At 59.5% G+C, this 22,343-nt stretch carries 19 protein-coding genes; 13 read left to right on the top strand and 6 right to left on the bottom strand.

Annotated elements, in window-relative coordinates; translation table 11 throughout:
- Positions 1–69 precede the first annotated feature (69 nt).
- From urtA to ureC, 11 genes are all read left to right on the top strand, one after another.
- Positions 70–1,335: an urea ABC transporter substrate-binding protein gene (gene urtA / locus ACYZTZ_RS00095; protein ID WP_033055613.1), complete on the top strand. Its 1,266-nt coding sequence runs from the start codon at positions 70–72 to the stop codon at positions 1,333–1,335.
- 253 nt (positions 1,336–1,588) lie between these two features.
- Positions 1,589–3,091, top strand: coding sequence for an urea ABC transporter permease subunit UrtB (gene urtB / locus ACYZTZ_RS00090; protein WP_461996844.1), 1,503 nt, complete (start codon positions 1,589–1,591; stop codon positions 3,089–3,091).
- Positions 3,091–4,170 carry an urea ABC transporter permease subunit UrtC gene (urtC, locus tag ACYZTZ_RS00085; protein ID WP_461996843.1) on the top strand — a complete coding sequence of 360 codons (1,080 nt, stop codon included), beginning with the start codon at positions 3,091–3,093 and terminating at the stop codon, positions 4,168–4,170. The genes urtB and urtC overlap by 1 nt, the downstream gene beginning before the upstream one ends.
- Positions 4,167–5,039: an urea ABC transporter ATP-binding protein UrtD gene (gene urtD / locus ACYZTZ_RS00080; protein ID WP_461996842.1), complete on the top strand. Its 873-nt coding sequence runs from the start codon at positions 4,167–4,169 to the stop codon at positions 5,037–5,039. The genes urtC and urtD overlap by 4 nt, the downstream gene beginning before the upstream one ends.
- A 40-nt stretch (positions 5,040–5,079) precedes the next feature.
- On the top strand, positions 5,080–5,778 hold the full coding sequence (gene urtE / locus ACYZTZ_RS00075) for an urea ABC transporter ATP-binding subunit UrtE (RefSeq protein ID WP_461996841.1): 699 nt from the start codon (positions 5,080–5,082) through the stop codon (positions 5,776–5,778).
- A 43-nt stretch (positions 5,779–5,821) separates the two neighbouring features.
- Positions 5,822–6,661 (top strand): urease accessory protein UreD, encoded by an 840-nt coding sequence (locus ACYZTZ_RS00070; protein ID WP_461996840.1) that lies wholly within the window; start codon positions 5,822–5,824, stop codon positions 6,659–6,661.
- A gap of 244 nt (positions 6,662–6,905) precedes the next feature.
- Positions 6,906–7,208: an urease subunit gamma gene (gene ureA / locus ACYZTZ_RS00065; protein ID WP_033055605.1), complete on the top strand. Its 303-nt coding sequence runs from the start codon at positions 6,906–6,908 to the stop codon at positions 7,206–7,208.
- A gap of 9 nt (positions 7,209–7,217) precedes the next feature.
- Complete coding sequence (locus ACYZTZ_RS00060) at positions 7,218–7,751, top strand: GNAT family N-acetyltransferase (protein WP_461996839.1); 534 nt, start codon at positions 7,218–7,220, stop codon at positions 7,749–7,751.
- Positions 7,752–7,757: 6 nt separating this feature from the next.
- Positions 7,758–8,291, top strand: a complete 534-nt coding sequence (locus ACYZTZ_RS00055) for a GNAT family N-acetyltransferase (RefSeq protein WP_461996838.1) — start codon at positions 7,758–7,760, stop codon at positions 8,289–8,291.
- Entirely contained in the window at positions 8,291–8,596 is a 306-nt protein-coding gene (locus ACYZTZ_RS00050; RefSeq protein WP_461996837.1) for an urease subunit beta, read from the top strand. Before ACYZTZ_RS00055 ends, ACYZTZ_RS00050 begins: the two co-directional genes overlap by 1 nt.
- Positions 8,597–8,736: 140 nt before the next feature.
- Entirely contained in the window at positions 8,737–10,437 is a 1,701-nt protein-coding gene (ureC, locus tag ACYZTZ_RS00045) for an urease subunit alpha (protein WP_461996836.1), read from the top strand.
- A 63-nt stretch (positions 10,438–10,500) separates the two neighbouring features.
- On the opposite strand, the gene ACYZTZ_RS00040 is transcribed toward ureC, so the two are convergent.
- From ACYZTZ_RS00040 to ACYZTZ_RS00030, 3 genes are all read right to left on the bottom strand, one after another.
- On the bottom strand, positions 10,501–15,669 hold the full coding sequence (locus tag ACYZTZ_RS00040) for an NEL-type E3 ubiquitin ligase domain-containing protein (RefSeq protein WP_461996835.1): 5,169 nt from the start codon (positions 15,667–15,669) through the stop codon (positions 10,501–10,503).
- Positions 15,670–16,154: 485 nt separating this feature from the next.
- Positions 16,155–16,460 (bottom strand): chaperone modulator CbpM, encoded by a 306-nt coding sequence (locus tag ACYZTZ_RS00035; protein WP_056746290.1) that lies wholly within the window; start codon positions 16,458–16,460, stop codon positions 16,155–16,157.
- 23 nt (positions 16,461–16,483) lie between these two features.
- Positions 16,484–17,431: a DnaJ C-terminal domain-containing protein gene (locus ACYZTZ_RS00030; RefSeq protein ID WP_461996834.1), complete on the bottom strand. Its 948-nt coding sequence runs from the start codon at positions 17,429–17,431 to the stop codon at positions 16,484–16,486.
- 297 nt (positions 17,432–17,728) lie between these two features.
- Between ACYZTZ_RS00030 and ACYZTZ_RS00025 the strand changes: the two genes are divergently transcribed.
- Positions 17,729–19,003, top strand: coding sequence for an Hsp70 family protein (locus ACYZTZ_RS00025; RefSeq protein ID WP_111449224.1), 1,275 nt, complete (start codon positions 17,729–17,731; stop codon positions 19,001–19,003).
- 115 nt (positions 19,004–19,118) lie between these two features.
- Here ACYZTZ_RS00025 and ACYZTZ_RS00020 read toward each other — a convergent pair whose 3' ends face one another.
- The 3 genes from ACYZTZ_RS00020 to ACYZTZ_RS00010 form a co-directional block, all read right to left on the bottom strand.
- The gene (locus tag ACYZTZ_RS00020; RefSeq protein ID WP_046044793.1) at positions 19,119–20,132 is read right to left on the bottom strand and encodes an AI-2E family transporter; all 1,014 of its coding nucleotides are present in this window, start codon (positions 20,130–20,132) and stop codon (positions 19,119–19,121) included.
- 236 nt (positions 20,133–20,368) lie between these two features.
- Positions 20,369–20,674 carry a PsiF family protein gene (locus ACYZTZ_RS00015; RefSeq protein ID WP_046044794.1) on the bottom strand — a complete coding sequence of 102 codons (306 nt, stop codon included), beginning with the start codon at positions 20,672–20,674 and terminating at the stop codon, positions 20,369–20,371.
- A gap of 64 nt (positions 20,675–20,738) precedes the next feature.
- Complete coding sequence (locus ACYZTZ_RS00010) at positions 20,739–21,533, bottom strand: AraC family transcriptional regulator (RefSeq protein WP_461996833.1); 795 nt, start codon at positions 21,531–21,533, stop codon at positions 20,739–20,741.
- 96 nt (positions 21,534–21,629) lie between these two features.
- Between ACYZTZ_RS00010 and ACYZTZ_RS00005 the strand changes: the two genes are divergently transcribed.
- On the top strand, positions 21,630–22,343 hold a 714-nt coding region (locus ACYZTZ_RS00005; protein ID WP_461996832.1), incomplete at its 3' end, for a DMT family transporter.

Here is a 22,343-nt window from a genome sequence, read left to right as displayed (position 1 = left end):
TTGCTAAAGACCCTTCAGTAGTCCGCATCTGCCAACCAAGAAAATTCATAAGTTCATGGAGATCGCACAATGAAGCGTCGCAGCTTGATCAAGGCTTTCACACTTTCGGCAAGCATTGCCGCGATGGGCATGACCTGGAGCCTCCAGGCCGCCGAGACCATCAAGGTCGGTATTCTGCATTCGTTGTCCGGCACCATGGCGATCTCCGAAACGTCGCTCAAAGACATGGCGCTGATGACCATTGATGAGATCAACGCCAAGGGTGGCGTGAACGGCAAGATGCTGGAGCCTGTGGTCGTCGACCCGGCGTCGAACTGGCCGCTGTTCGCGGAAAAAGGTCGTCAGTTGCTGACTCAGGACAAGGTGGCGGTGGTGTTCGGTTGCTGGACGTCGGTGTCACGCAAGTCGGTGTTGCCGGTGTTCGAGGAGCTCAACGGCCTGCTGTTCTACCCGGTGCAGTACGAAGGCGAAGAGATGTCGCCGAACGTGTTCTACACCGGCGCCGCGCCGAACCAGCAAGCGATTCCGGCGGTTGAATACCTGATGAGCGAAGAAGGCGGCAGCGCCAAGCGTTACTTCCTGCTGGGCACCGACTACGTCTACCCGCGCACCACCAACAAAATTCTGCGCTCGTTCCTGCACTCCAAAGGTGTGGCGGACAAGGACATCGAAGAGGTCTACACCCCATTCGGCCACAGCGACTATCAAACCATCGTGGCCAACATCAAAAAATTCTCGGCGGGTGGCAAGACAGCGGTCATCTCCACCGTCAACGGCGACTCCAACGTGCCGTTCTATAAAGAGCTGGCCAACCAGGGTTTGAAAGCCACCGACGTTCCGGTCGTGGCGTTCTCGGTCGGCGAAGAAGAACTGCGCGGTATCGACACCAAACCGCTGGTGGGCAACCTCGCGGCCTGGAACTACTTCGAGTCGGTCGAGAATCCGGCGAACAAGAAATTCGTCGCCGACTGGAAAGCCTACGCCAAGAAACACAACTTGCCGGGCGCCGACAAAGCGGTGACCAACGACCCGATGGAAGCCACCTACGTCGGCATCCACATGTGGGCGCAAGCGGCTGAGAAAGCCAAGTCCACCGACGTCGACAAAGTCCGCGAAGCCCTCGCCGGCCAGACCTTTGCCGCGCCGTCTGGGTACACCCTGACCATGGACAAGACCAACCACCACCTGCACAAGCCAGTGATGATCGGCGAGATTCAGGCGGACGGTCAGTTCAACGTGGTGTGGCAGACCGAAGGTCCGATCCGTGCCGAGCCGTGGAGCCCGTTCATCTCGGGTAACGACAAGAAGCCGGATTATGCGGTGAAGAGCAACTGAGGCGGATCCAGGTTTTTGGGTGGGCTTTAAATCCACCCCTCACCCCAGCCCTCTCCCCACGGGGGAGAGGGGGAAAGGGAGCCGATCCCCATGGTTTTCCAGACCTGAGTTCGACTCGATATCTCAGGTCGCAGTATTTCGTCCAAGCGCCTCGGTCAGTCCCCTCGCCCCTCTGGGGAGAGGGTTAGGGTGAGGGGTCGATCCAAAGCCGAACACAGTTCCATCGGCCGTAGCTAGACAGGGAACACCACCAATGCCCACAGCCCTTTACCGCTTCATCCTCGCCCTCGCGCTGTTATTACCGATGGCCGCCCATGCCGGCGATGCCGAAGACTTCGTCGCGGCCAATCCCGTGCAGCAAGCCAAGCTTCTGGAAGCCTGGGCCGCGCAGCCCGATCCGGCCCGTATCGAGCTGATCAACGCCCTGCAACAAGGCGAGCTGATCGTCGACGGCCAAGCCAAAACCCTGCGTCTGAACAACCGCCTGCGGGGTCTGATCGACACCGCTATGGCCAGCCACCAATTGCTCGCCACCGACGCCAAAACCCGTCTGGCCGCCGCGCAGCAATTGCAGAAAAGCGCCAAACCGGCGCAGTTGAAATTTCTCGACCAGCAACTGGCTGGCGAAAAAGATGAAAGTGTCCATGCCGCTTTGAGCCTGGCCCTGGCCAATCTGCAACTGGTAGACACCGACCCGGTCATACGCCTCGCCGCTGTACGTCTGCTCGGTGAAACCGGTGATCCGCTGGCTCGCACTCGCCTCGAAAGCCTGCTGCAACCCGGTGTCGAAGCCGATGTCGGCGTACGCACCGCTGCCGAAACCAGCCTCGCTCAGGTCAAACGCAAATTGCTGATCGGCGAGATCCTCGGCCAAGCCTTCAGCGGCATGTCGCTGGGTTCTATTCTGTTGCTCGCGGCACTCGGTCTGGCGATCACTTTCGGCCTGCTCGGCGTGATCAACATGGCCCACGGCGAGATGCTGATGCTCGGCGCGTACTCGACGTACGTGGTGCAGCTGATGTTCCAGCGCTTCGCCCCGCAAGCCATCGAGTTCTACCCGCTGATCGCGTTGCCGGTGGCGTTTTTCGTCACCGCCGCCATCGGCATGGCGCTGGAACGCACGGTGATTCGCCACCTCTATGGCCGCCCGCTGGAAACGCTGCTCGCCACCTGGGGCATCAGTCTGATGCTGATTCAGCTGGTGCGACTGGTGTTCGGTGCGCAGAACGTCGAAGTGGCCAACCCGGCGTGGTTGTCGGGTGGGATTCAAGTGCTGCCCAACCTCGTGCTGCCTTACAACCGCATCGTGATCATCGCCTTCGCGCTGTTTGTGGTGGTGCTCACCTGGTTGCTGCTGAACAAGACGCGCCTCGGTTTGAACGTGCGCGCCGTCACCCAGAACCGCAACATGGCGGCCTGCTGCGGTGTGCCGACCGGACGCGTGGATATGCTCGCCTTCGGCCTCGGCTCAGGCATCGCTGGCCTTGGTGGCGTAGCCCTCAGCCAGATCGGCAACGTCGGCCCGGACCTCGGTCAGAGCTACATCATCGACTCGTTTCTGGTGGTAGTACTCGGTGGCGTCGGCCAATTGGCCGGTAGCGTGCTGGCCGCGTTCGGCCTCGGTATTGCCAACAAAATTCTCGAACCGCAGATCGGTGCCGTGCTCGGCAAGATCCTGATCCTCGCGCTGATCATTCTGTTCATCCAGAAACGTCCGCAAGGCCTCTTCGCACTGAAAGGACGGGTGATCGACTGATGAACCAGCCCCTGATGCTCACGGCCACGCAAAAGGCCGGCCCCAAAATCACCATCGCTGTCGGCGCGGTGATCCTCGTTTTGCTGCTGACGTTGCCGTTGCTGTCGTTGTTGTCGCCGGACAGCGCGTTTCACGTCTCGGCTTACACGTTGACGCTGGTGGGCAAGATTCTTTGCTACGCGATTGTCGCGCTGGCCCTCGATTTGGTCTGGGGATACGCCGGTCTGTTGTCCCTTGGTCACGGCTTGTTCTTCGCCCTCGGCGGCTACGCGATGGGCATGTACCTGATGCGCCAGGCTTCCGGTGATGGTTTGCCAGCGTTCATGACCTTTCTGTCGTGGACCGAATTACCGTGGTACTGGACCGGCACCAGCAGTTTCCTCTGGTCGATGTGTCTGGTAGTGCTGGCGCCGGGGTTGCTGGCGCTGGTGTTCGGCTTCTTCGCCTTCCGCTCGCGGATCAAGGGCGTGTATTTCTCGATCATGACCCAGGCCCTGACCTTCGCCGGGATGCTGCTGTTCTTCCGCAACGAAACCGGGTTTGGCGGCAATAACGGCTTCACCAACTTTCGCACCATTCTCGGGTTTGGCATCACTGAACCGGGCACCCGCGCGGTGCTGTTTTTCGCCACCGTGGTGTTGCTGGTGGCAAGCCTGTTCATCGGCTGGCGTCTGGCGCAGAGCAAGTTCGGTCGGGTGTTGACCGCCCTGCGGGATGCGGAAAACCGCCTGATGTTCTGCGGTTACGATCCGCGTGGTTTCAAGCTGTTTGTCTGGGTACTGAGCGCAGTGTTGTGCGGCCTGGCCGGTGCGTTGTATGTGCCGCAAGTCGGGATCATCAACCCGAGTGAAATGTCACCGACCAACTCCATCGAGGCCGCGGTCTGGGTGGCGCTGGGTGGTCGCGGCACGCTGATCGGCCCGTTGCTTGGTGCTGGTGTAGTCAACGGGATGAAGAGCTGGTTCACCGTAGCCTTCCCGGAATACTGGCTGTTCTTCCTCGGCGCTCTGTTCATCGTCGTGACCCTGTACCTGCCCAAAGGCGTGATCGGTCTGCTGAAAAAAAGAGGTGAACAATGAAAGTCACTGCGACGGCTGAATTCATGCTCGAACCGGCGTTTTTTCCGCCACTGGAACCCAACAGGGACGCCGGCAGCAGCCGTGACGCCATCGGCCTCGGCCAACGCGTCGGCCCAGGCCTGAATACGCGCCACGGCACGATCCTGACCCTGGAAGACATCAGTGTCAGCTTCGATGGTTTCAAGGCACTGAACGACTTGAATCTGTACATCGGCGTCGGCGAATTGCGTTGCATCATCGGCCCCAACGGCGCGGGCAAGACTACGCTGATGGACGTGATCACCGGCAAGACCCGCCCCAGTCACGGCAAGGCCTGGTTCGGTGAAACCCTCGACCTTACGCAGATGAGCGAAGTGCAAATCGCCCAGGCCGGCATCGGTCGCAAATTCCAGAAGCCGACCGTGTTCGAAGCCTTGAGCGTTTTTGAAAACCTGGAGCTGGCGCAGAAAACCGACAAATCGGTGTGGGCCAGCCTGCGGGCGCGACTGAGTGGCGAACAGAAAGATCGCATCAGCGAGGTGCTGGAGACCATTCGCCTGACCACGTCGGTCAATCGTCCGGCGGGTTTGTTGTCCCACGGTCAGAAGCAGTTTCTGGAAATCGGCATGTTACTGATCCAGGACCCGCAACTGCTGCTGCTCGACGAGCCGGTGGCGGGCATGACCGACGCCGAAACCGAATTCACCGCCGAATTGTTCAAGAGCCTGGCCGGTAAGCATTCGCTGATGGTGGTGGAACACGACATGGGCTTCGTCGGCTCCATCGCCGACCACGTCACCGTGTTGCACCAGGGCAGCGTGTTGGCCGAAGGGTCGCTGGAACAGGTGCAGGACAACGAGCGCGTGATCGAGGTTTATCTCGGTCGCTAGAGCTGCAAACTCCTACAGGGGATTTGAGGAGAATTTTAAGATGCTGCAAGTCGACAAGCTGCACCAGTATTACGGCGGTAGCCACATCCTGCGCGGCCTTACGTTTGAGGTGAAAGTCGGTGAAGTCACCTGCCTGCTCGGGCGCAACGGCGTGGGCAAGACCACCCTGCTCAAGTGCCTGATGGGTTTGTTGCCGGCCAAAGAAGGCGCGGTGAACTGGGAAGGCAAACCGATCACCGCGTTCAAGCCGCACCAGCGGGTTCATGCCGGAATCGCTTTCGTGCCTCAGGGTCGGGAAATTTTCGGCCGGCTGACCGTGGAAGAAAACCTGTTGATGGGCCTGTCGCGATTTCCCGGCGCTGAAGCCAAGGAAGTCCCGGCGTTCATCTACGAGCTGTTTCCGGTGCTGCTGCAGATGAAGCAACGGCGCGGCGGCGACTTGTCCGGTGGTCAGCAGCAGCAATTGGCGATCGGCCGAGCGTTGGCCAGCCGTCCACGCCTGCTGATTCTCGACGAGCCCACCGAAGGCATCCAGCCATCGGTGATCAAGGAAATCGGCGCAGTGATCAAGAAGCTTGCGGCCCGCGGTGATATGGCGATTTTGCTGGTGGAGCAGTTCTACGATTTCGCCGCCGAACTGGCCGATCAGTACCTGGTGATGTCCCGGGGCGAAATCGTGCAGCAGGGTCGCGGAGAAAATATGGAGGCCGAGGGTGTACGCGGTCTAGTTACGATATAAGGCTACGATCTAATCTGTAGCGTCCTAACGATAATTAGAGCTCATGAATCTACCTGTTCCCACTGCCGTGTTTACCCCCAGCTGGCACGCTGAGCTGGAACTCGGCTATGCCCGATTCGGCGACAGTACGCGCCCGGTTCAGCGCCGTCACAAAGGCCCGCTGCGGGTGCAGAAGCACCTGTATGCCGAAGGGCCGGAAGTTTGCCAGCACATCATCGTGCATCCGCCGGGCGGGATTGCCGGCGGTGATCGGCTGGACATCTCGGCCAGTGTCGGCCGCGATGCCTGGGCGCAAATCACCAGCCCCGGCGCGGCCAAGTGGTATCGCGCAGCGGGGCCCGCTTATCAGAAGCTCGACTTGAAAGTAGCCGCCGGCGCGACACTGGAATGGTTGCCACAAGAGACGATTATCTTCAGCGACGCCCAGGCGGAGCTCAGCACCTCGATTGATCTGGAAGGCGATGCGCGGTTGTTTTACTGGGATGTGGTGGCGCTAGGTCGTCCGGCCAGCGGCGAGCGTTTCGACCTCGGGCATTTTCAGGCGCAACTGGACATCCGCCGTGACGGCCAGTTGCTCTGGCATGAACGCCAGCGCATTGTCGGAGGCGATGGTTTGCTTGATTCGCCGATTGGGATGGATGGACAACCGGTGTTTGCGACACTGTTGGTGACCGGCGACATCGCTAGCGAATTGCTGGAGCGTTGTCGCTCGCTGCCAAATGATGTACGCGGGGATCTGACGCAATTGCCGGGGCTTTTAGTCGCACGTTGCCTGGCCGGTGAAGCGCTGTTGGCAAGGGGGTGGCTGATTGATTTGTGGCGATTGCTCAGGCCTGCGCTGCTGGGGCGAGAAGCTTTGCCTCCGAGGATTTGGAGTACTTGAAGGCCACCCCTCACCCCCCGCCCTCTCCCCAGAGGGGAGAGGTAGCCTGACCAATGTGATTTGTAGAAATATTCCAGACACAAGAATGCTACTGACTGATCCGGCCCCAACATCCAACCGAGATCAGTCCCCTCTCCCCTCTGGGGCGGTCCGACGTCTCGGGAGGGCTAGGGTGAGGGGTGGTTTTCATTGACACTCCCACACCGCAAGAACCTCACAAAACTGCCCAGATGGATTCCAAACGATGGACCTGACCCCACGCGAAAAAGACAAGCTGCTGATCTTCACCGCCGGCCTCGTGGCCGAGCGGCGTTTGGCGCGCGGCGTGAAACTCAACTACCCGGAAGCCATGGCCTACATTTCTGCCGCACTGCTCGAAGGCGCGCGTGACGGCCGGACCGTGGCCGAGCTGATGCACTTCGGCACCACCCTGCTCAGCCGCGAACAAGTGATGGAAGGCATCCCGGAAATGATCCCGGAGATCCAGGTCGAAGCGACCTTTCCCGACGGCACCAAACTGGTCACCGTCCACCAACCGATCGCCTGAGGCCGCGCCATGACTTACCACATCCGCGATGCAGCGCATGCCGACTTGCCGGCGATTCGCGACATCTACAACGACGCCGTGCTCAACACCACGGCCATCTGGAACGAACAGGCCGTGGATTTGGGTAACCGCCAGGCCTGGTTCAGCGCCCGGCAATCCCAGGGCTACCCGATTCTGGTGATCGTCGACGGCGACAACACGGTACTGGGCTACGCTTCATTCGGTGACTGGCGGCCGTTCGACGGCTTCCGCCATACCGTCGAGCATTCGGTTTACGTGCGCAGCGACCAGCGTGGCAATGGTCTCGGCCCGCAATTGATGATCGCGCTGATCGAGCGCGCCAAAGGCTGCGACAAACATGTGATGGTCGCCGCCATCGAAAGCGGTAACGCCGCGTCTGTTCGCCTGCATGAACGAGCCGGTTTCGTGACGACCGGCCAGATGCCTCAGGTGGGCACCAAGTTCGGTCGCTGGCTGGACCTGACCTTCATGCAACTGACCCTCAATCCTGGCGCGGAGCCGCCGACTGCCAACAAGGAGTAATTGCCCATGAACGCCGCCCAACTGCGCCGCGTCAATGTTGAAAGCTTTGCGCACTATCGTCAGGGTTTGATTGATCTGCTGCTCGACGCCGTCGGCTATGGCGCCAGCGTCGGGTTCATGGCCAATCTTGACGCCACCCAGGCCCGAGCCTATTTCGATGATGTCCAGGAGAACCTGAACAAGGGCAACGTGCTGCTGTGGGTGGTGGTCAAGGACGAGCAAGTACAGGCCAGTGTGCAACTGACCCTGTGCCAGAAGGCTAATGGCCTGAACCGCGCCGAAGTGCAAAAACTGCTGGTGCGTGAACATGCGCGTCGCCGGGGTCTGGGGCAGCAATTGATGAGTGCGCTGGAAACGGCCGCCCTCCAGCACAAGCGCGGCATGCTCTACCTCGACACCGAGGCCGGCTCCCCTGCCGAAGACTTCTACAAAGCCCTGGGTTACACCCGCGCCGGCGTAATCCCCGACTATGCCTGCGACCCGAGCGGTCGTTACAAACCGACCGCCCTCTACTACAAGATTCTCCAAGGAGCCCATTGATGATTCCTGGTGAATACCAGATCCAGCCCGGTGACATCGAACTCAACGTTGGCCGCCGCACCCTCAGCCTGAAGGTGGCCAACAGCGGCGACCGTCCGATCCAGGTCGGCTCGCACTATCACTTTTTCGAAACCAACGACGCCCTGACCTTCGACCGCGCCGCCAGCCGTGGCATGCGCCTGAACATCCCCGCCGGCACCGCCGTGCGCTTCGAGCCGGGACAGAGCCGCGAGGTCGAGTTGATTGACCTGGCCGGGCATCGCCGGGTGTTCGGGTTTGCCGGCAGGATCATGGGCGATCTGTAAGTAATGCAGTGCCGGCTCTGGCCCCATCGCGAGCAAGCTCGCTCCCACAGTTGACCGCGTTCCCCTGTGGGAGCGAGCTTGCTCGCGATTAGCGAGCTACGCGAGCGGTCTCAAACACAATTGAATCCCAAGGCAAGCGCATGAAAATCTCAAGACAAGCCTACGCCGACATGTTCGGCCCCACCGTCGGTGACAAGGTCCGCCTGGCCGACACCGAGCTGTGGATCGAAGTGGAAAAAGACTTCACCACCTACGGCGAAGAAGTGAAATTCGGCGGTGGCAAAGTCATCCGCGATGGTCAGGGTCAAAGCCAATTACTGGCCGCAGAAGTGGTCGATACGCTGATCACCAACGCGTTGATCATCGACCACTGGGGCATCGTCAAAGCCGACGTCGGCCTCAAGGACGGGCGCATCGCCGCCATCGGCAAGGCCGGCAACCCGGACATCCAGCCGAACGTGACCATCGCAGTCGGCGCCAGCACCGAAGTCATCGCCGGTGAAGGCATGATCCTCACCGCGGGCGGCATCGACACGCACATCCATTTCATCTGCCCGCAGCAGATCGAAGAAGCATTGATGAGCGGCGTCACCACCATGATCGGCGGCGGCACCGGCCCGGCCACCGGGACCAACGCCACCACCTGCACGTCCGGACCGTGGCACCTGGCGCGCATGCTCCAGGCCGCCGATGCGTTCCCAATGAACATTGGCTTCACCGGCAAAGGCAACGCCAGCCTGCCCGAGCCGCTGATCGAACAGGTCAAGGCCGGGGCCATCGGCCTGAAGTTGCACGAAGACTGGGGCACCACCCCGGCGAGCATCGACAACTGCCTGAACGTCGCCGACCAGTACGACGTACAAGTGGCGATCCACACCGACACGCTCAACGAATCCGGTTTCGTCGAAACCACCCTCGCCGCCTTCAAGGGCCGCACCATCCACACCTATCACACCGAAGGTGCGGGCGGCGGTCACGCGCCGGACATCATCAAGGCTTGCGGCTTTGCCAACGTTCTGCCGAGCTCGACCAACCCGACCCGGCCGTTCACCCGCAACACCATCGACGAACACCTCGACATGCTGATGGTCTGCCATCACCTGGACCCAAGCATTGCCGAAGACGTGGCCTTCGCCGAAAGCCGCATCCGTCGTGAAACCATCGCCGCCGAAGACATCCTCCACGACCTCGGCGCGTTCTCGATGATCAGCTCCGACAGCCAGGCCATGGGCCGCGTTGGCGAAGTGATCACGCGCACTTGGCAGACCGCCGACAAGATGAAAAAGCAGCGCGGACCGTTGCCCGGTGATGGCGAAGGCAACGACAACTTCCGCGCCAAACGCTACATCGCCAAGTACACCATCAACCCGGCGATCACCCACGGCATCAGCCATGAAGTGGGCTCTATCGAAGTCGGTAAATGGGCCGACCTGGTGCTCTGGCGCCCGGCGTTTTTCGGGGTCAAACCGACGCTGATCCTCAAGGGCGGCGCCATCGCCGCCAGCCTGATGGGCGATGCCAACGCGTCGATCCCGACACCGCAACCGGTGCATTACCGTCCGATGTTCGCCAGCTACGGTGGCTCATTGCACGCCACCAGCCTGACCTTCATCAGCCAGGCTGCGCAGGACGCTAGGCTGCCGGAAGCCCTGGGTTTGAAAAAGAAAATCGCCGTGGTCAAAGGTTGCCGCGACGTGCAGAAAACCGATCTGATACACAACGATTACCTGCCAGACATCGACGTCGATCCGCAGACTTATCAGGTCAAGGCTGACGGGGTTTTGCTGTGGTGTGAACCGGCGGATGTGTTGCCGATGGCGCAGCGCTATTTCCTGTTCTGACGCCTCAAGCGCACAAAAACCCCGAGTGCACAATGTGGCACTCGGGGCTGAGACGTTCAGATATCAGTTGCCCGGGGCAACCGTAAAAGGTATTTCAACCCGATTCAGTTTCGCCCGGTCCATGGCTTCCTGGGTCAGCTGCAACAGCAAGGCTTCACGCTCGGCCTTGATCGTTTCCAGCGCTTGGGCATAGGCCTCGTCGGTCATGATCTGGCCGGGGGCAAAGGCACTTTCCGGCTCACCAAGCTCAGCGGCCAGTACGCGGATACGCTCTTTCAAACCAGCCTTTTTCTCCAGCGACAGCGTTGCGCTGTCGGCCCGTTCATCCAGGGCAACCTTGAACTCGGTGGTGGCAATGGTCTTGCGATCAATCGCCCTGAAGCGCGAGCCATTCAAGCGCTCGACGAAGGACTTCCAGAAAGGTTGCTCGGCAATCGAGTTACGCAGCAGGTCACCCTCCTCCAGCCCCAAAACCCGTTGATAGGCGCCCTCGATCATTTCGCTGGTGACGCCTGCGATCTTGCGAAACTGCATGCCGCGCGCCTGCCACGGCAGGTCCAGCCGCTGCGCCAGGTCCGTCATGAAGGCCAGGTGAACCTCCACCTCATCGATGGTGCCTGTGACATTACGTGCGGCGTCCAAACGTCGGAATTGCTCACCCGCCGCCTCGCGCGCCACGATATGACGCTTGGCGATTCTCTCGACTTCATCCAGGCGCGACTTGCCCTTTGCCAGGCTCACCAGCTCAGCCTCGATCAAACCGTTATTGCCGAGCGCCAATGCTTCGTGGACCAGCACCTCCACACCCATGACGTTGAAAAGCTGTGTGGCGCCATCGACGCAGTTGGATCGCATGTTGGCCTCCCTGAAAAACTGCTCTCGTAATGAAGCGTTCTCAGCCATGGTGTCCAGCATTCGCCAGACCTTGGCCGTCAAATCGGCTCGATAGACCTTGCTGGCGGTGAAGTCGGCGGACTGGGTCAGTGCATTGATTTCTTCAAAAAAATCCGTTGAGTTGAATTCATCCTCAACCTCGTTCCAGACCTCTTGCTTGCTGACCCAATCACGTCGGGTCAATCCTTCTTCCCACTGGATGCTGGTGCGCACACCCATGGGAGGGTAACGACGCTCAGGGTCCATGCCCGCCGAGCGAACATAGTCTTTGAGACGTTCCAGATTTTCAGCTGACATCCACGCGGGCTCGCGACTGAGCCAGGTACGCCCCAACAGCTCTGCGCCCCACGTGCCCGGCGTAACCTGCGGAATGTCCGTCAACACATTGAAACGCAGGTCCAGGAAAAAGTGCCTGAACCGTGGTCGGTCAAACAGCCCGGGCGGCCACGTGGTGGCCCCTGTATGAGTCAGCACCAGGGTATGCAAGTCAGGCATGCGACTGATGTTCGGTAACAACCCCAACGGGTTTTCACCCAGACGTAAACTGCACAGCAGGGTACGGTTTTTGAGCATCTCGCGATCGAGGATGTTAAGCACAATCCGGTTGCGCGTGAGATCCAGGTCTGTCAGGTGCGGCATATGGGCGATGCTCGATGGCAGCGACGTCAATTTGTTCTGCGCAAGGTCCAGCACGTGCACCTTGCGAAAGGAACGAAGAAAAGGTTGCTCGACATTCGATAGCCCGGTATTGCGTAACCACAGACGCGTGACGTGATCGAAGTTGGCCGCCAGTCGGGGCATACGATCGATGTGCATATGCAATTCAAAATTGCTCAGGTCCAGTGTCTGTCCAAGAACCCTCCCACTCGCATCCAGGTGCCTTGGACCCGTACGCTGCCAACACTGCCTGAGCTTTTTGGCGAGGGTATTCCTGGCTTCCACTTCGGCAAAGGCGCTGGGGCTCAAACGAAAATCCCGGGTCGGCCCGTTCACCCAGCGCTTCAGGGTTGAAACCATCTGGTTGAATTCGATCTCAAGCGCCTGGACCTCTACCCCAATCGAGGTATTTCGCTGGCGCAAGGTCTCAATAAACGCATCGAGTTCTGTATCTGTGAGGGTTGGATAAAGGCTGCGCACGCGAAGCCGTGCATTCGACTCCCCGGAAACGCCTCGATAGCCGTCCATGCCTCCAGGCAGCTTCATGCTGCGCGGATCGTAAGTCGGCTTACGAATCGGATGCTCAAGCAACGTCGACGCGAACTGATCATGGCTCAGGGGTGAGCGCTGTACATTAAACTTGAGCCGTGCGCCTTCGTGAATGCCATAGCCCAACGCGTTGCGTTGCGCATCCGGCAGGGCGTGCAAGACCGAAGCATAGAATTCATCGCTGCCGTGCAAATGCCGATCATCCGCGTCCCGCGTCTGGTAACGCCCGTCTTCCTCGAGAATCAGCACCTTACGGATCGGCGCACTTTCCGGCCCCACACTGGCATGCAGTTTCCCAGCAAACCCCAGTTCGCGAATTTCGATCCGCACCTCATCGGACCACCCGGGCAGGCCGGCCAAGGAGCCCAGTTCGAGCCTGCGCGAGTCGGCACTGGCCAGCTCCTCAAGGTAGAGGCCCTCATAAGCCCGGTTCAATCGCACCCGGTCACGCACTGCCCGGGCCTGTTGACGCAAGCGCAGCGAGAGACGCTGTTTTTCGCTCAGGTGTTGCAGATCGGCCGGCTCGGCATGCTCCAGCAATTCCAGCGCAACGCTGGCCGGCAACTCCGGAACGTCATTGAGCACTCGCTGCACACGAGGGTCGCTGGAAACATCGCGGCCTTTGTAAAGTGCATCGAATACGGTTTTCTTGTGCTTCCCTGCCTGCACGACCAACTGCTTGCGTAGCGCATCAATACGCTCAGGTGTACCCACCGCGACCTCATCGCCGAGCAGGTCGCGAATCTCGGTTTCGTTCAGCGATTCAATGACTCGCCCGGGCAGCTTACCGGCAGCCACTTCGGAACGACTGACCTTGATCGTCATCGGCCCGGATGCCGTTGCATTGCCGTGTTTGACGGAGGTCCCGGAACGATCCGACGCCTCGAAAACTTCCAGCGCCCTATTCTCGGGCCAACGCGGCAGTTCAACCGTGACCTCTGGCACAAAGCCAATCATCGTCTCTGGAATCTGGTTAGCCGCGATGTGCTGCGGGAATCGTTCCGCATCGGCATAGGTATTGAAGCGCAAGAAGGTATCGCACAGCAGCGCGGGCGGGGTTTCATGCTCGACGTGCAACCGGCGCAGCAGGCTTTCGTCTACCCCGCTCACGTGTTGAATCATGCCTAACGTCTGCGCAGAGTATCCATCGAGCGTGGTGTGCATGCACTGCATCAACCGTTTCGCTTCCCACTCCAGCGGCCGCTCGGTCTCGACCTTCCAGGCACCGGCCTTGTTGTGCTCCACCACCGGTTTGTAGGCCGTGGGGCGCTGCGGATGTTCCAGCCGATGCTGACCCGTCATCAGGTCCTGGTTCACCTCATAGTGCCTTTCTTCCAGTCGCAGCCACTGCTTGTCACCCTGTTCAATCAGACCGATGTCGTTGGGCACGGCATTGTCCGGCAGCGCCACCGGGTGCGCATAAGGCCCGACGTCGGGTTTCCACAGGCGGGTCTTGCCACCGGGCAGTTCCACCGGTTGCAGGCTGTCGATCAGCGCACTGGGCTTGACCGCTGCGACGGCCCCCCGGGGCAGCACATGCCCGGCGCCCATCAGCGCCAACTGGGCAAAGTTGATCAGTACCCCATTGATGTGCGCCCCGGCCTCCTCCCGGTCGCCCTTGCTCCAGTCTTCGATACCCTCCAGTAGTTCCTCGGCGATCTGCGCCACCATCACCCCCAACAGCACTTCGCCCACGCCGGGAATCAACATCCCGACAAAGTTGAACACGTTCCAGCCAATGTCCAGATAACTGGTCAGGCGTTTCCAGCGCGTGGTGGCATCCTCATCGCCGGTCGGCACCGCGATGACCCGCGCATCGGCGATGGCTTTATTGCGTTTGTCGACATACAGCCATTGCCACAAGTCCCCGGCAATCAGGTTGGTGATGGGCTCTGCGGTCGGGTTTTCGACTGCGGTTTCCCGCCACCAGGGGCCCATGTCCAACGGCTCGCGTTGTTGCCAGACAACACGCGTCAGCCGCTCTTTGACCCGGGCGAAGAATTTGCCCTTGTCCTTCTGCGCCACGAAGCGACTGAAAAATTCCTGATACTGCGTATCGCGCAGCTGGCCAAGCAGCTCTTTCATGAAGTCGGCGAGCGAGTCGTACTCTTTCAGCGGGTGCAGCGGATCGTCCGGCACATAGGCAATCACCGGTCCGTCCAGATGACTTTGCTGATAGATATCTTCGCGGCGCAGCATGTCCTCATGCACGCCGGCAGGGCCGTTGGCCAGGAACGACTGCAGCAGTTTGTACTTGTCGTAGTAACTACCCGTCAGCGCCGGCATGCGTTGCGACCAGTCGCTCCAGAACTTCAGACCGTCAGGCGTCAATTCGTCGACCAACGACTTGACCCTGGACGGCTGGCTCACCGCACTGAACAACACGATGCCGTGCAACGCGAAACCCATCAGCGAGAGCCGATGCCGGTACAGTGGCTGACCATGAAAGGTGATATCGCTTTTGCCATCACGCACCTGTTGAAGTTTTCCGTAGGCATATTCGCTGATATCTTTTTTCAAATAAGCCATCAACGCGTCCAGATTAAAGGACGCTTTCTGCGCGGCCAGCGCATGTTCTTCCAATAACTGCCGGGCCTTCGGGTCGGACGGCAACAGAATGCTTTTTATATGAGATTGATACTGCCCCCCCAGATCCAGGCGCCGACACAGCGTGGCGATTTTTTGGGTGGTCATTGTTGCTTCAAGTTTCAACTCTCCTTTGAAGTTCCTTGAATACACACCGGAACCGGTCCTGAAATGATCTTCAGCGGTTTCCGGCTCTTCGAAGTTGTGCAAGGCCGCCTCCAGCAGCGTGGATTCGCGCAGATAGCTGGCGCCACGGTCGATCGCCAGGAGAATCTTGTCCGGCACATACAGCTTCACCGTCAGTTGGCTGACGTCGACACGGGTGTTGAAATTCGACCTGATGAGCGTGGCCAGCAAGGGTTTGGCGAACGCCTGAATGTCCTGTTGCAGGTTTTTCAGCGGGCCATCGACCTTCGCTTGAAAGCGCCAGCGCTCCTCGACCAGTTGCGAGAGGTAACGCCGATTGAGGCTGGACGCGTTGATGTACCAATCGGGGAAAATTGTATTTAAATCATTTAAACCGTCCACTGATAACAGTCGACTCACCGGCGCTTCTGTTATAGCGCTGGGCAGTGCCTGGACAATACGTTCGTGGTGAGGGCCTTTATGTGCAACTCGATTAACCGGAACTTGTTCAATACCTTCCAACCCTTTTAATTCAGACATTATGTAACAACCAAAGTAACGATAGGAGTAATCAGCTTAAGCGCCACCCCCTGAAATAAAAGACTAAAAAACTGCTGGACCGACGGCCATTCAATAGCGTGATTGTTCAACTATTAAAGAGTTAAACATACATATATAACACCCTTTGTTTTGCGTTGGTCTTATGCCCTATCGTCAAACAAGTAGTGGATGCGTATCAGGGCACGATCGAAGTCAGCTCCAGCGAGACCGAAGGCACGACGTTTCGTGTGGTGTTGCCGAGAGTGTCGCGGGTGGTTTTGTAGCCGATGATGTTCAGCAGCACCGCATTGTGGTGAGGGGATTGCCCCCTCGCCACCTATCGAGTGTTTATCCCTACATTTTGGCTACTCGACGATCAACCGAGCCAACCGCTGCTTGAGCATGCGGTTCTCGGCCCGCAGTTGCTGGACCTCTTCCAGCAGGTCCAGCGCCAGGGCGACGCCTTCCCATTCCAGCTCCAGATCGTGCCGCAGCTTGGCGGCACGCTTGGCCAGTGCCAGTTCATAATCGTTGAAACGCCAATCCTTGGGCAGTGCGCCCTGAGGTTCGAGGATGCCGTGCTCGACAATCTCGATCACGTAGACGTCCGACAGGTCGGTCGCCTCACAGAATTCTGCCATGTCCAGTTGAACGATCAGGGGGTTGCTCATGATGGGCTACTCCGTCTCTGGGATCAGAAGTGTTCTCTGGGGTTGAAAGCCGCTTTTTTCGCCAGCTCCTGCCACAACGCCTTCACCTCGTCATCCGAGGTTTTAGGCATGACGGCCTTGAGTTGTACAAACAGATAACCGCGATGACCGTCCTTGTTCATCAAGCCGTGGCCCTTGGCGCGCATGCGCTGGCCATTCTGACTGCCGGCCGGAACCTTGAGGTTGATCTTGCCTGTCAGTGTAGGCACTGCCACCTCAGTACCTAATGCCAACTCCCACGGAGCCAGCGGCAAGGTAATGATCAGGTTCTCGCCTTCGACGTCGAACTTGGGGTGCGGCGCAAAGCGAATGATCAGGAACAAGTCGCCATTCGCCCCGCCACCAGTGCCCGGGGCACCCTGGCCCTTGAGGCGGATGCGCTCGCCGTCGGTCACGCCGGCCGGGATCTTCACGTTCAGGCTTTTGCTGGTGTTGCTGACATGCTGGCCGGCAGCGTTGTACTGCGGCACCTGGAAGGTGACCTTCTTCGATTCGTTCGAAAGGGTTTCTTCCAGAAAAATCCCGAGTTCCATTTCCACGTCTTGCCCTCGACGCCCGGCGCTTCGACCCGGCTGTCCACCACCAAAACCAGGACCACGGTTGCCGAAAATCGAACTGAAGAAGTCCGAAAAATCGCCCGTATCCTGACCACCACCGAAACCGCCTGCACCACGACCCTGCCAACCCGGCGGGCCCTGGAACGGTTGGCCGTGCTGGCCGTATTTGCGCAAGTCGTCGTATTCGGCGCGCTTGTCGGCGCTTTTCAGCGCTTCATAGGCTTCCGAGGCGTCTTTGAATTTGGACTCGGCGTCCTTTTCCTTGCTGACGTCCGGGTGATACTTGCGCGCCAGTTTGCGATAGGCGGCCTTGATCGTCTTATCGTCCGCGGTCGGTTCCACACCGAGAATCTTGTAATAGTCTTTGAAGTCCATCTAAGGATCACCATCCGTTATCGATATCGCGCCACCACCGGCAGCATGCGCCTATTGGCAGCCGCGAGGTTGACCGATCTCAAGGTTGTGACCGGGCAGCGCATCAGAAGTTTATCGGCAGCGGTGGGCAGTTCTTGCGACCGCCGAATGGCTGCCAGGGTCGATGCAGACAAGTTTGGGGCATCGGGCCAGCTTATCAAGGCGCTATTCGTGGTGATTTAGCAGATAGTCGGCCTTCGAATCTGCGCCGCACTGACATACACTGCGCGGCCGTTTTTTAACCGGAACTCGAAAGACATGAAAAACGCATCTCCAGCCCGTGCCTGTGGTATCGACTTCGGCACGTCCAACTCCACCGTCGGCTGGCTACGCCCCGGCATGGAAACGCTGATCGCGCTGGAGGACGACAAGATCACCCTGCCTTCGGTGGTCTTCTTCAACATGGAAGAACGCCGCCCGGTGTACGGCCGCCTCGCGCTGCACGAGTACCTGGAAGGCTATGAAGGCCGGCTGATGCGCTCGCTCAAGAGCCTGCTCGGTTCCAAGCTGATCAAGCACGACACCAGCGTCCTCGGCACGGCGATGCCGTTCAAGGACCTGCTCGGACTGTTTATCGGCCAGCTGAAGAAGCGCGCCGAAACCGCCGCCGGTCGCGAGTTCGATGAAGTGGTGCTGGGTCGTCCGGTGTTCTTCGTCGATGACGATGAAATGGCCGACCAGGAAGCCGAAAACACTCTGGTGGACGTGGCCCGCGCCATCGGTTTCAAGGACGTTTCGTTCCAGTACGAACCGATTGCGGCGGCCTTCGACTATGAGTCGACCATCGAAAAAGAAGAGCTGGTACTGATCGTCGACATCGGCGGTGGTACGTCGGACTTCTCGCTGGTGCGCCTGTCCCCTGAACGCCGTACCCACGACAACCGTCACGACGACATCCTCGCCACCGGCGGCGTGCACATCGGCGGGACCGATTTCGACAAGCAGCTGAGCCTGCAAGGCCTGATGCCGCTGTTCGGCTACGGCAGCCGGATGAAGAGCGGCGCTTACATGCCGACCAGCCACCACATGAACCTGGCGACCTGGCACACCATCAACTCGGTGTACTCGCAAAAGTCCACCCTGGCGCTGGGCAGCATGCGCTACGACATCGAAGACACCGGCGGCATCGATCGCCTGTTCAAGCTGATCGACCAGCGCGCCGGCCACTGGCTGGCGATGGAAGTGGAAGAAACCAAGATCCAGCTGACCCATGCCGACAGCCGCCATGTGCCGCTGGACCGAATCGAACCGGGTTTGAGCGTGGAGTTGAGCCGGGCACTGTTCGAATCGGCCATCGACAACTTGCTGGAGCGCGTGCGCAACAGCGTCACCCAGTTGTTGAACGACGCCAACGTGCGGGTCGATCAGGTGGATACGGTGTTTTTCACAGGGGGTTCGAGCGGAATTCCGGCACTGCGCAACAGCGTCTCGGCGATGTTGCCGAACGCTCGGCATGTGGAAGGGAACATCTTCGGCAGCATCGGTAGTGGCTTGGCGATTGAAGCGATGAAGCGCTACGGCAACATGGACTGACCCGAAACCTAGACGAGGCCATCGCGAGCAAGCTCGCTCCCACATTGGAATGCGTTCCCCTGTGGGAGCGAGCTTGCTCGCGATAGGGCCCTATCAGGCAATACACATCACCTGATCAAACCATCCCCACCTGCTTCAACTCACTCTTCAGGTACGCGTAATAAATCGGCCCCGCCACCACCCCCGGCAGGCCGAACGCGGCCTCGAACACCAGCATTGCCAGCAGCAACTCCCACGACTTGGCACTGATCTGCCCGCCAACGATGCGCGCGTTGAGAAAGTATTCGAGCTTGTGGATAAAAATCAGGTATCCCAGCGCCGCCACGGCCACCCAGATCGACAGCGACAGACCGACGATGGTGATCAGGGTGTTCGACATCAGGTTGCCGATCACCGGCAACAAGCCGAGCAGGAAGGTCAGCACGATCAGGGTTTTGGTCAGCGGCAGCTTGATGCCGAACATCGGCAGGACCACCACCAGGAAAATCCCGGTGAAGAAGGTGTTGAGCAGGGAAATCTTGATTTGGGCGAACACGATGTTGCGAAACGCCTGGACCAGCAGGTGCAAGCGGTCGAACAGCGCGGCGGCCAATGGCCTGCGCTTGGTCACGTCCGGCACGCGCTGCAAGGCAATGATCGCCCCCAGCACCATGCCGATCAGCAGCGTCACAAACATGTGCGCTGCGTCCTTGCCCACCAGCTGCAAGTCGCTTAGATGCTTGCTCACCCACTCGCCAATCGCCACGCGGAACTCGGCGGCACTGGCGGGCAGATAGGCGTCGATGAACGGCGGCAGTTGCCCGCGCGCCCGATCAACCACACCCATGAATTTGTCGAGAGAAGCGCCGGGGTTTTCCGCTTCATGCAGCAGAAAGCTGAAGGCACCGGCAAAGATCAGCGTCAACACACTGACCACTAGCGTCCCCAACAACGCCACCGCCAGCCAGCGCGCACGCCGACCTTCGATCAGGCGCTGCAATTGCGGGGTGAGCATGTTGACCAGTTCGAACACCAGCAGCCCGGCCAGCAAACTCGGCAGTAATCGCAACGGGATCACCAGCAACAAACCACCAAAGATGATGACCCAACTGATTGACAATAAGACTTGGCGTTCAGAAAACGTTGGCATACAGCCTCAAAACGAACGGCGTAAAAGGATTGGCAGTCTGCCAGCGTTCCGATGCCAGCACTAGGGATTGTGTAGGTCGACCTTGGTCGCAATGGTGGCGGATTTTTGCAATGTCCTTGCCGGCCTCTTCGCGAGCAAGCCCGCTCCCACATTTGCCCTGCGTACACAGATCCATTGTGGGAGCGAGCCTGCTCGCGAAGAGGTCCTCGCCGCCCCCACATATCCCGCTCCAATGTTTATTTTTTCTTCAGGCAATCGCTCATGAAGGTTTTGCGCGCATCGCCCTTGAGCGCCTTAGTGGCGGCATCGGCGTTGCAGGTTTTCATTTTCTCTTGCTGAGGCGTCAGGGGTTTGGCAGCCTCGGCGGCGGGTGCAGCCTTGAGGCAATTGCTCATGAAGGCTTTGCGTTCGTCTCCCTTGAGGGTTTTCGCGGTAGCGTCAGCATTGCAGGTGGTCATCTTGTTCTGTTGCTCGGTGGCGGCAAAGCCCTGGGCGCAGAGCAGCAAACCGATCATCAACAAAGGGACACGCAACATCTTCATGGAGTTTTCTCCTTGTTGCCGCACCGACGAGCACGGCCTCGCTCTGGAGTGTAGACAACACCTGTTACACCTTCCTGCTCTCAAGGTGGCTGCGTCGATACTGTTCCGGCGTGCACTCCGCCTGGCGTTGAAACATCGCGATAAACGCTGAGCCGGTGCTGTAGCCCATGTCGAACGCGATCTCCTGAATGCTGCGATGGCTGTCCAACGCTTCGATCGCCGCCAGAAACCGCAACCGCTGCCGCCACTCGCCAAAGCTCATGCCCAACTCACGCACGAACCGCCGCGCCAGGGTGCGCTCGCTGACATGGATCTGCGCAGCCCACTCCGACAAGGGCCGGTTATCACCGGGCTCGGCCTGCAAGGCTTCGAGTATCCCGAGCAAGCCGGGGCTGCTGGCGTAGGGCAAATAACATTTATGCACCGGCGCCTGTTGCAGCTGATCCACCAACACCTGAGCGAGACGTTTGTCGGCTTCGTACTCCGGAATCTTCACATCCCGGGCAGCGAAGTCTTTGAGGATCGCTTTGAGGATGTCGCTGATGGCCAGGGTGCAGGCCTGTTGCGGCAGGTCGTGGCACATCATCGGCGCCAGGCAGACCGCACGATAGTTGATTGGCTGATGGCTATAGAAGCTGTGCTCGGCCTGCGGCGGCACCCACACCGCGTATTGCGGCGGTGACATGAAGCGGCTGCCACCGATTTCCATGTGTAATACACCGTGGGCCGAATACTCCAGAGTGCCCCATGGGTGACGGTGCGCCGAGGCATAACGATGCGCATCAAAATCGGCATAACGGAAGTACACCGGGGCAGGCAGTTCGCTGAAGTCGAGCAGATCGATGTGTTTACTGTTCATGCTGTCCGTCATCAGGGGCAGGTTGTCTGGATCGAAGTATAGGCTTGTATCCAGACAGGCGATAATCACCCCTCATTAACGTTCTGGTTTTCTCTGATGCAATACGCTTATCCCCTGCTGGCCATTTTCATCTGGGCCGGCAATACCGTGATCACCAAAATGTCGGCCGGGGCGATCTTCCCTGCCGAGATCGGTTTTTACCGCTGGCTGCTTGCCGGATTGCTGTTCACACCCTTCATGCTCAAACCGGTGATCGCCCATTGGCCAGCGATCCGCCCGAACCTGGGCAAGATCTTTGTGCTCGGCGTGCTCGGCATGGCTGTTTACCAAAGCCTGGCGTACTTCGCTGCGAGCCTGACCTCGGCCACCAACATGGGCATCATCCTGTCGCTGATGCCGTTGATGTCACTGGCCATGGCGATCATCAGCCTCGGCCAGCGCCTGACCATCGGCGCCCTGGCCGGTGCGGTGCTGTCGTTCGCGGGGGTTTTGGTCGTCGTCTCCTCCGGCAGCCTTGGTGCGCTGCTCGAACACGGGGTGAACCTGGGTGACGCAATGATGCTGATCGCCACCCTGGCCTACGCGATCTACAGCACGCTGCTGAAAAAGTGGCAGCTGCGTTTACCGCCGCTGGTGTTGCTGTATTTGCAGGTATGGGTGGCGGTGGCGGTGCTATTTCCGATGTTCCTCGCCTCACCGAAGATCGGCCCGACGCTGCAGAACATTCCGCTGGTGCTTTACGCCTGCTTGTTGGCCTCGATGGTTGCGCCATTGGCATGGATGCAGGCCGTGGTGCGTCTGGGTCCGAGC

This window comes from Pseudomonas sp. LB3P58, assembly GCF_054897895.1.
Note: the sequence above shows the minus strand (reverse complement) of the source record. Positions and strands in the feature narration are given on the sequence as shown.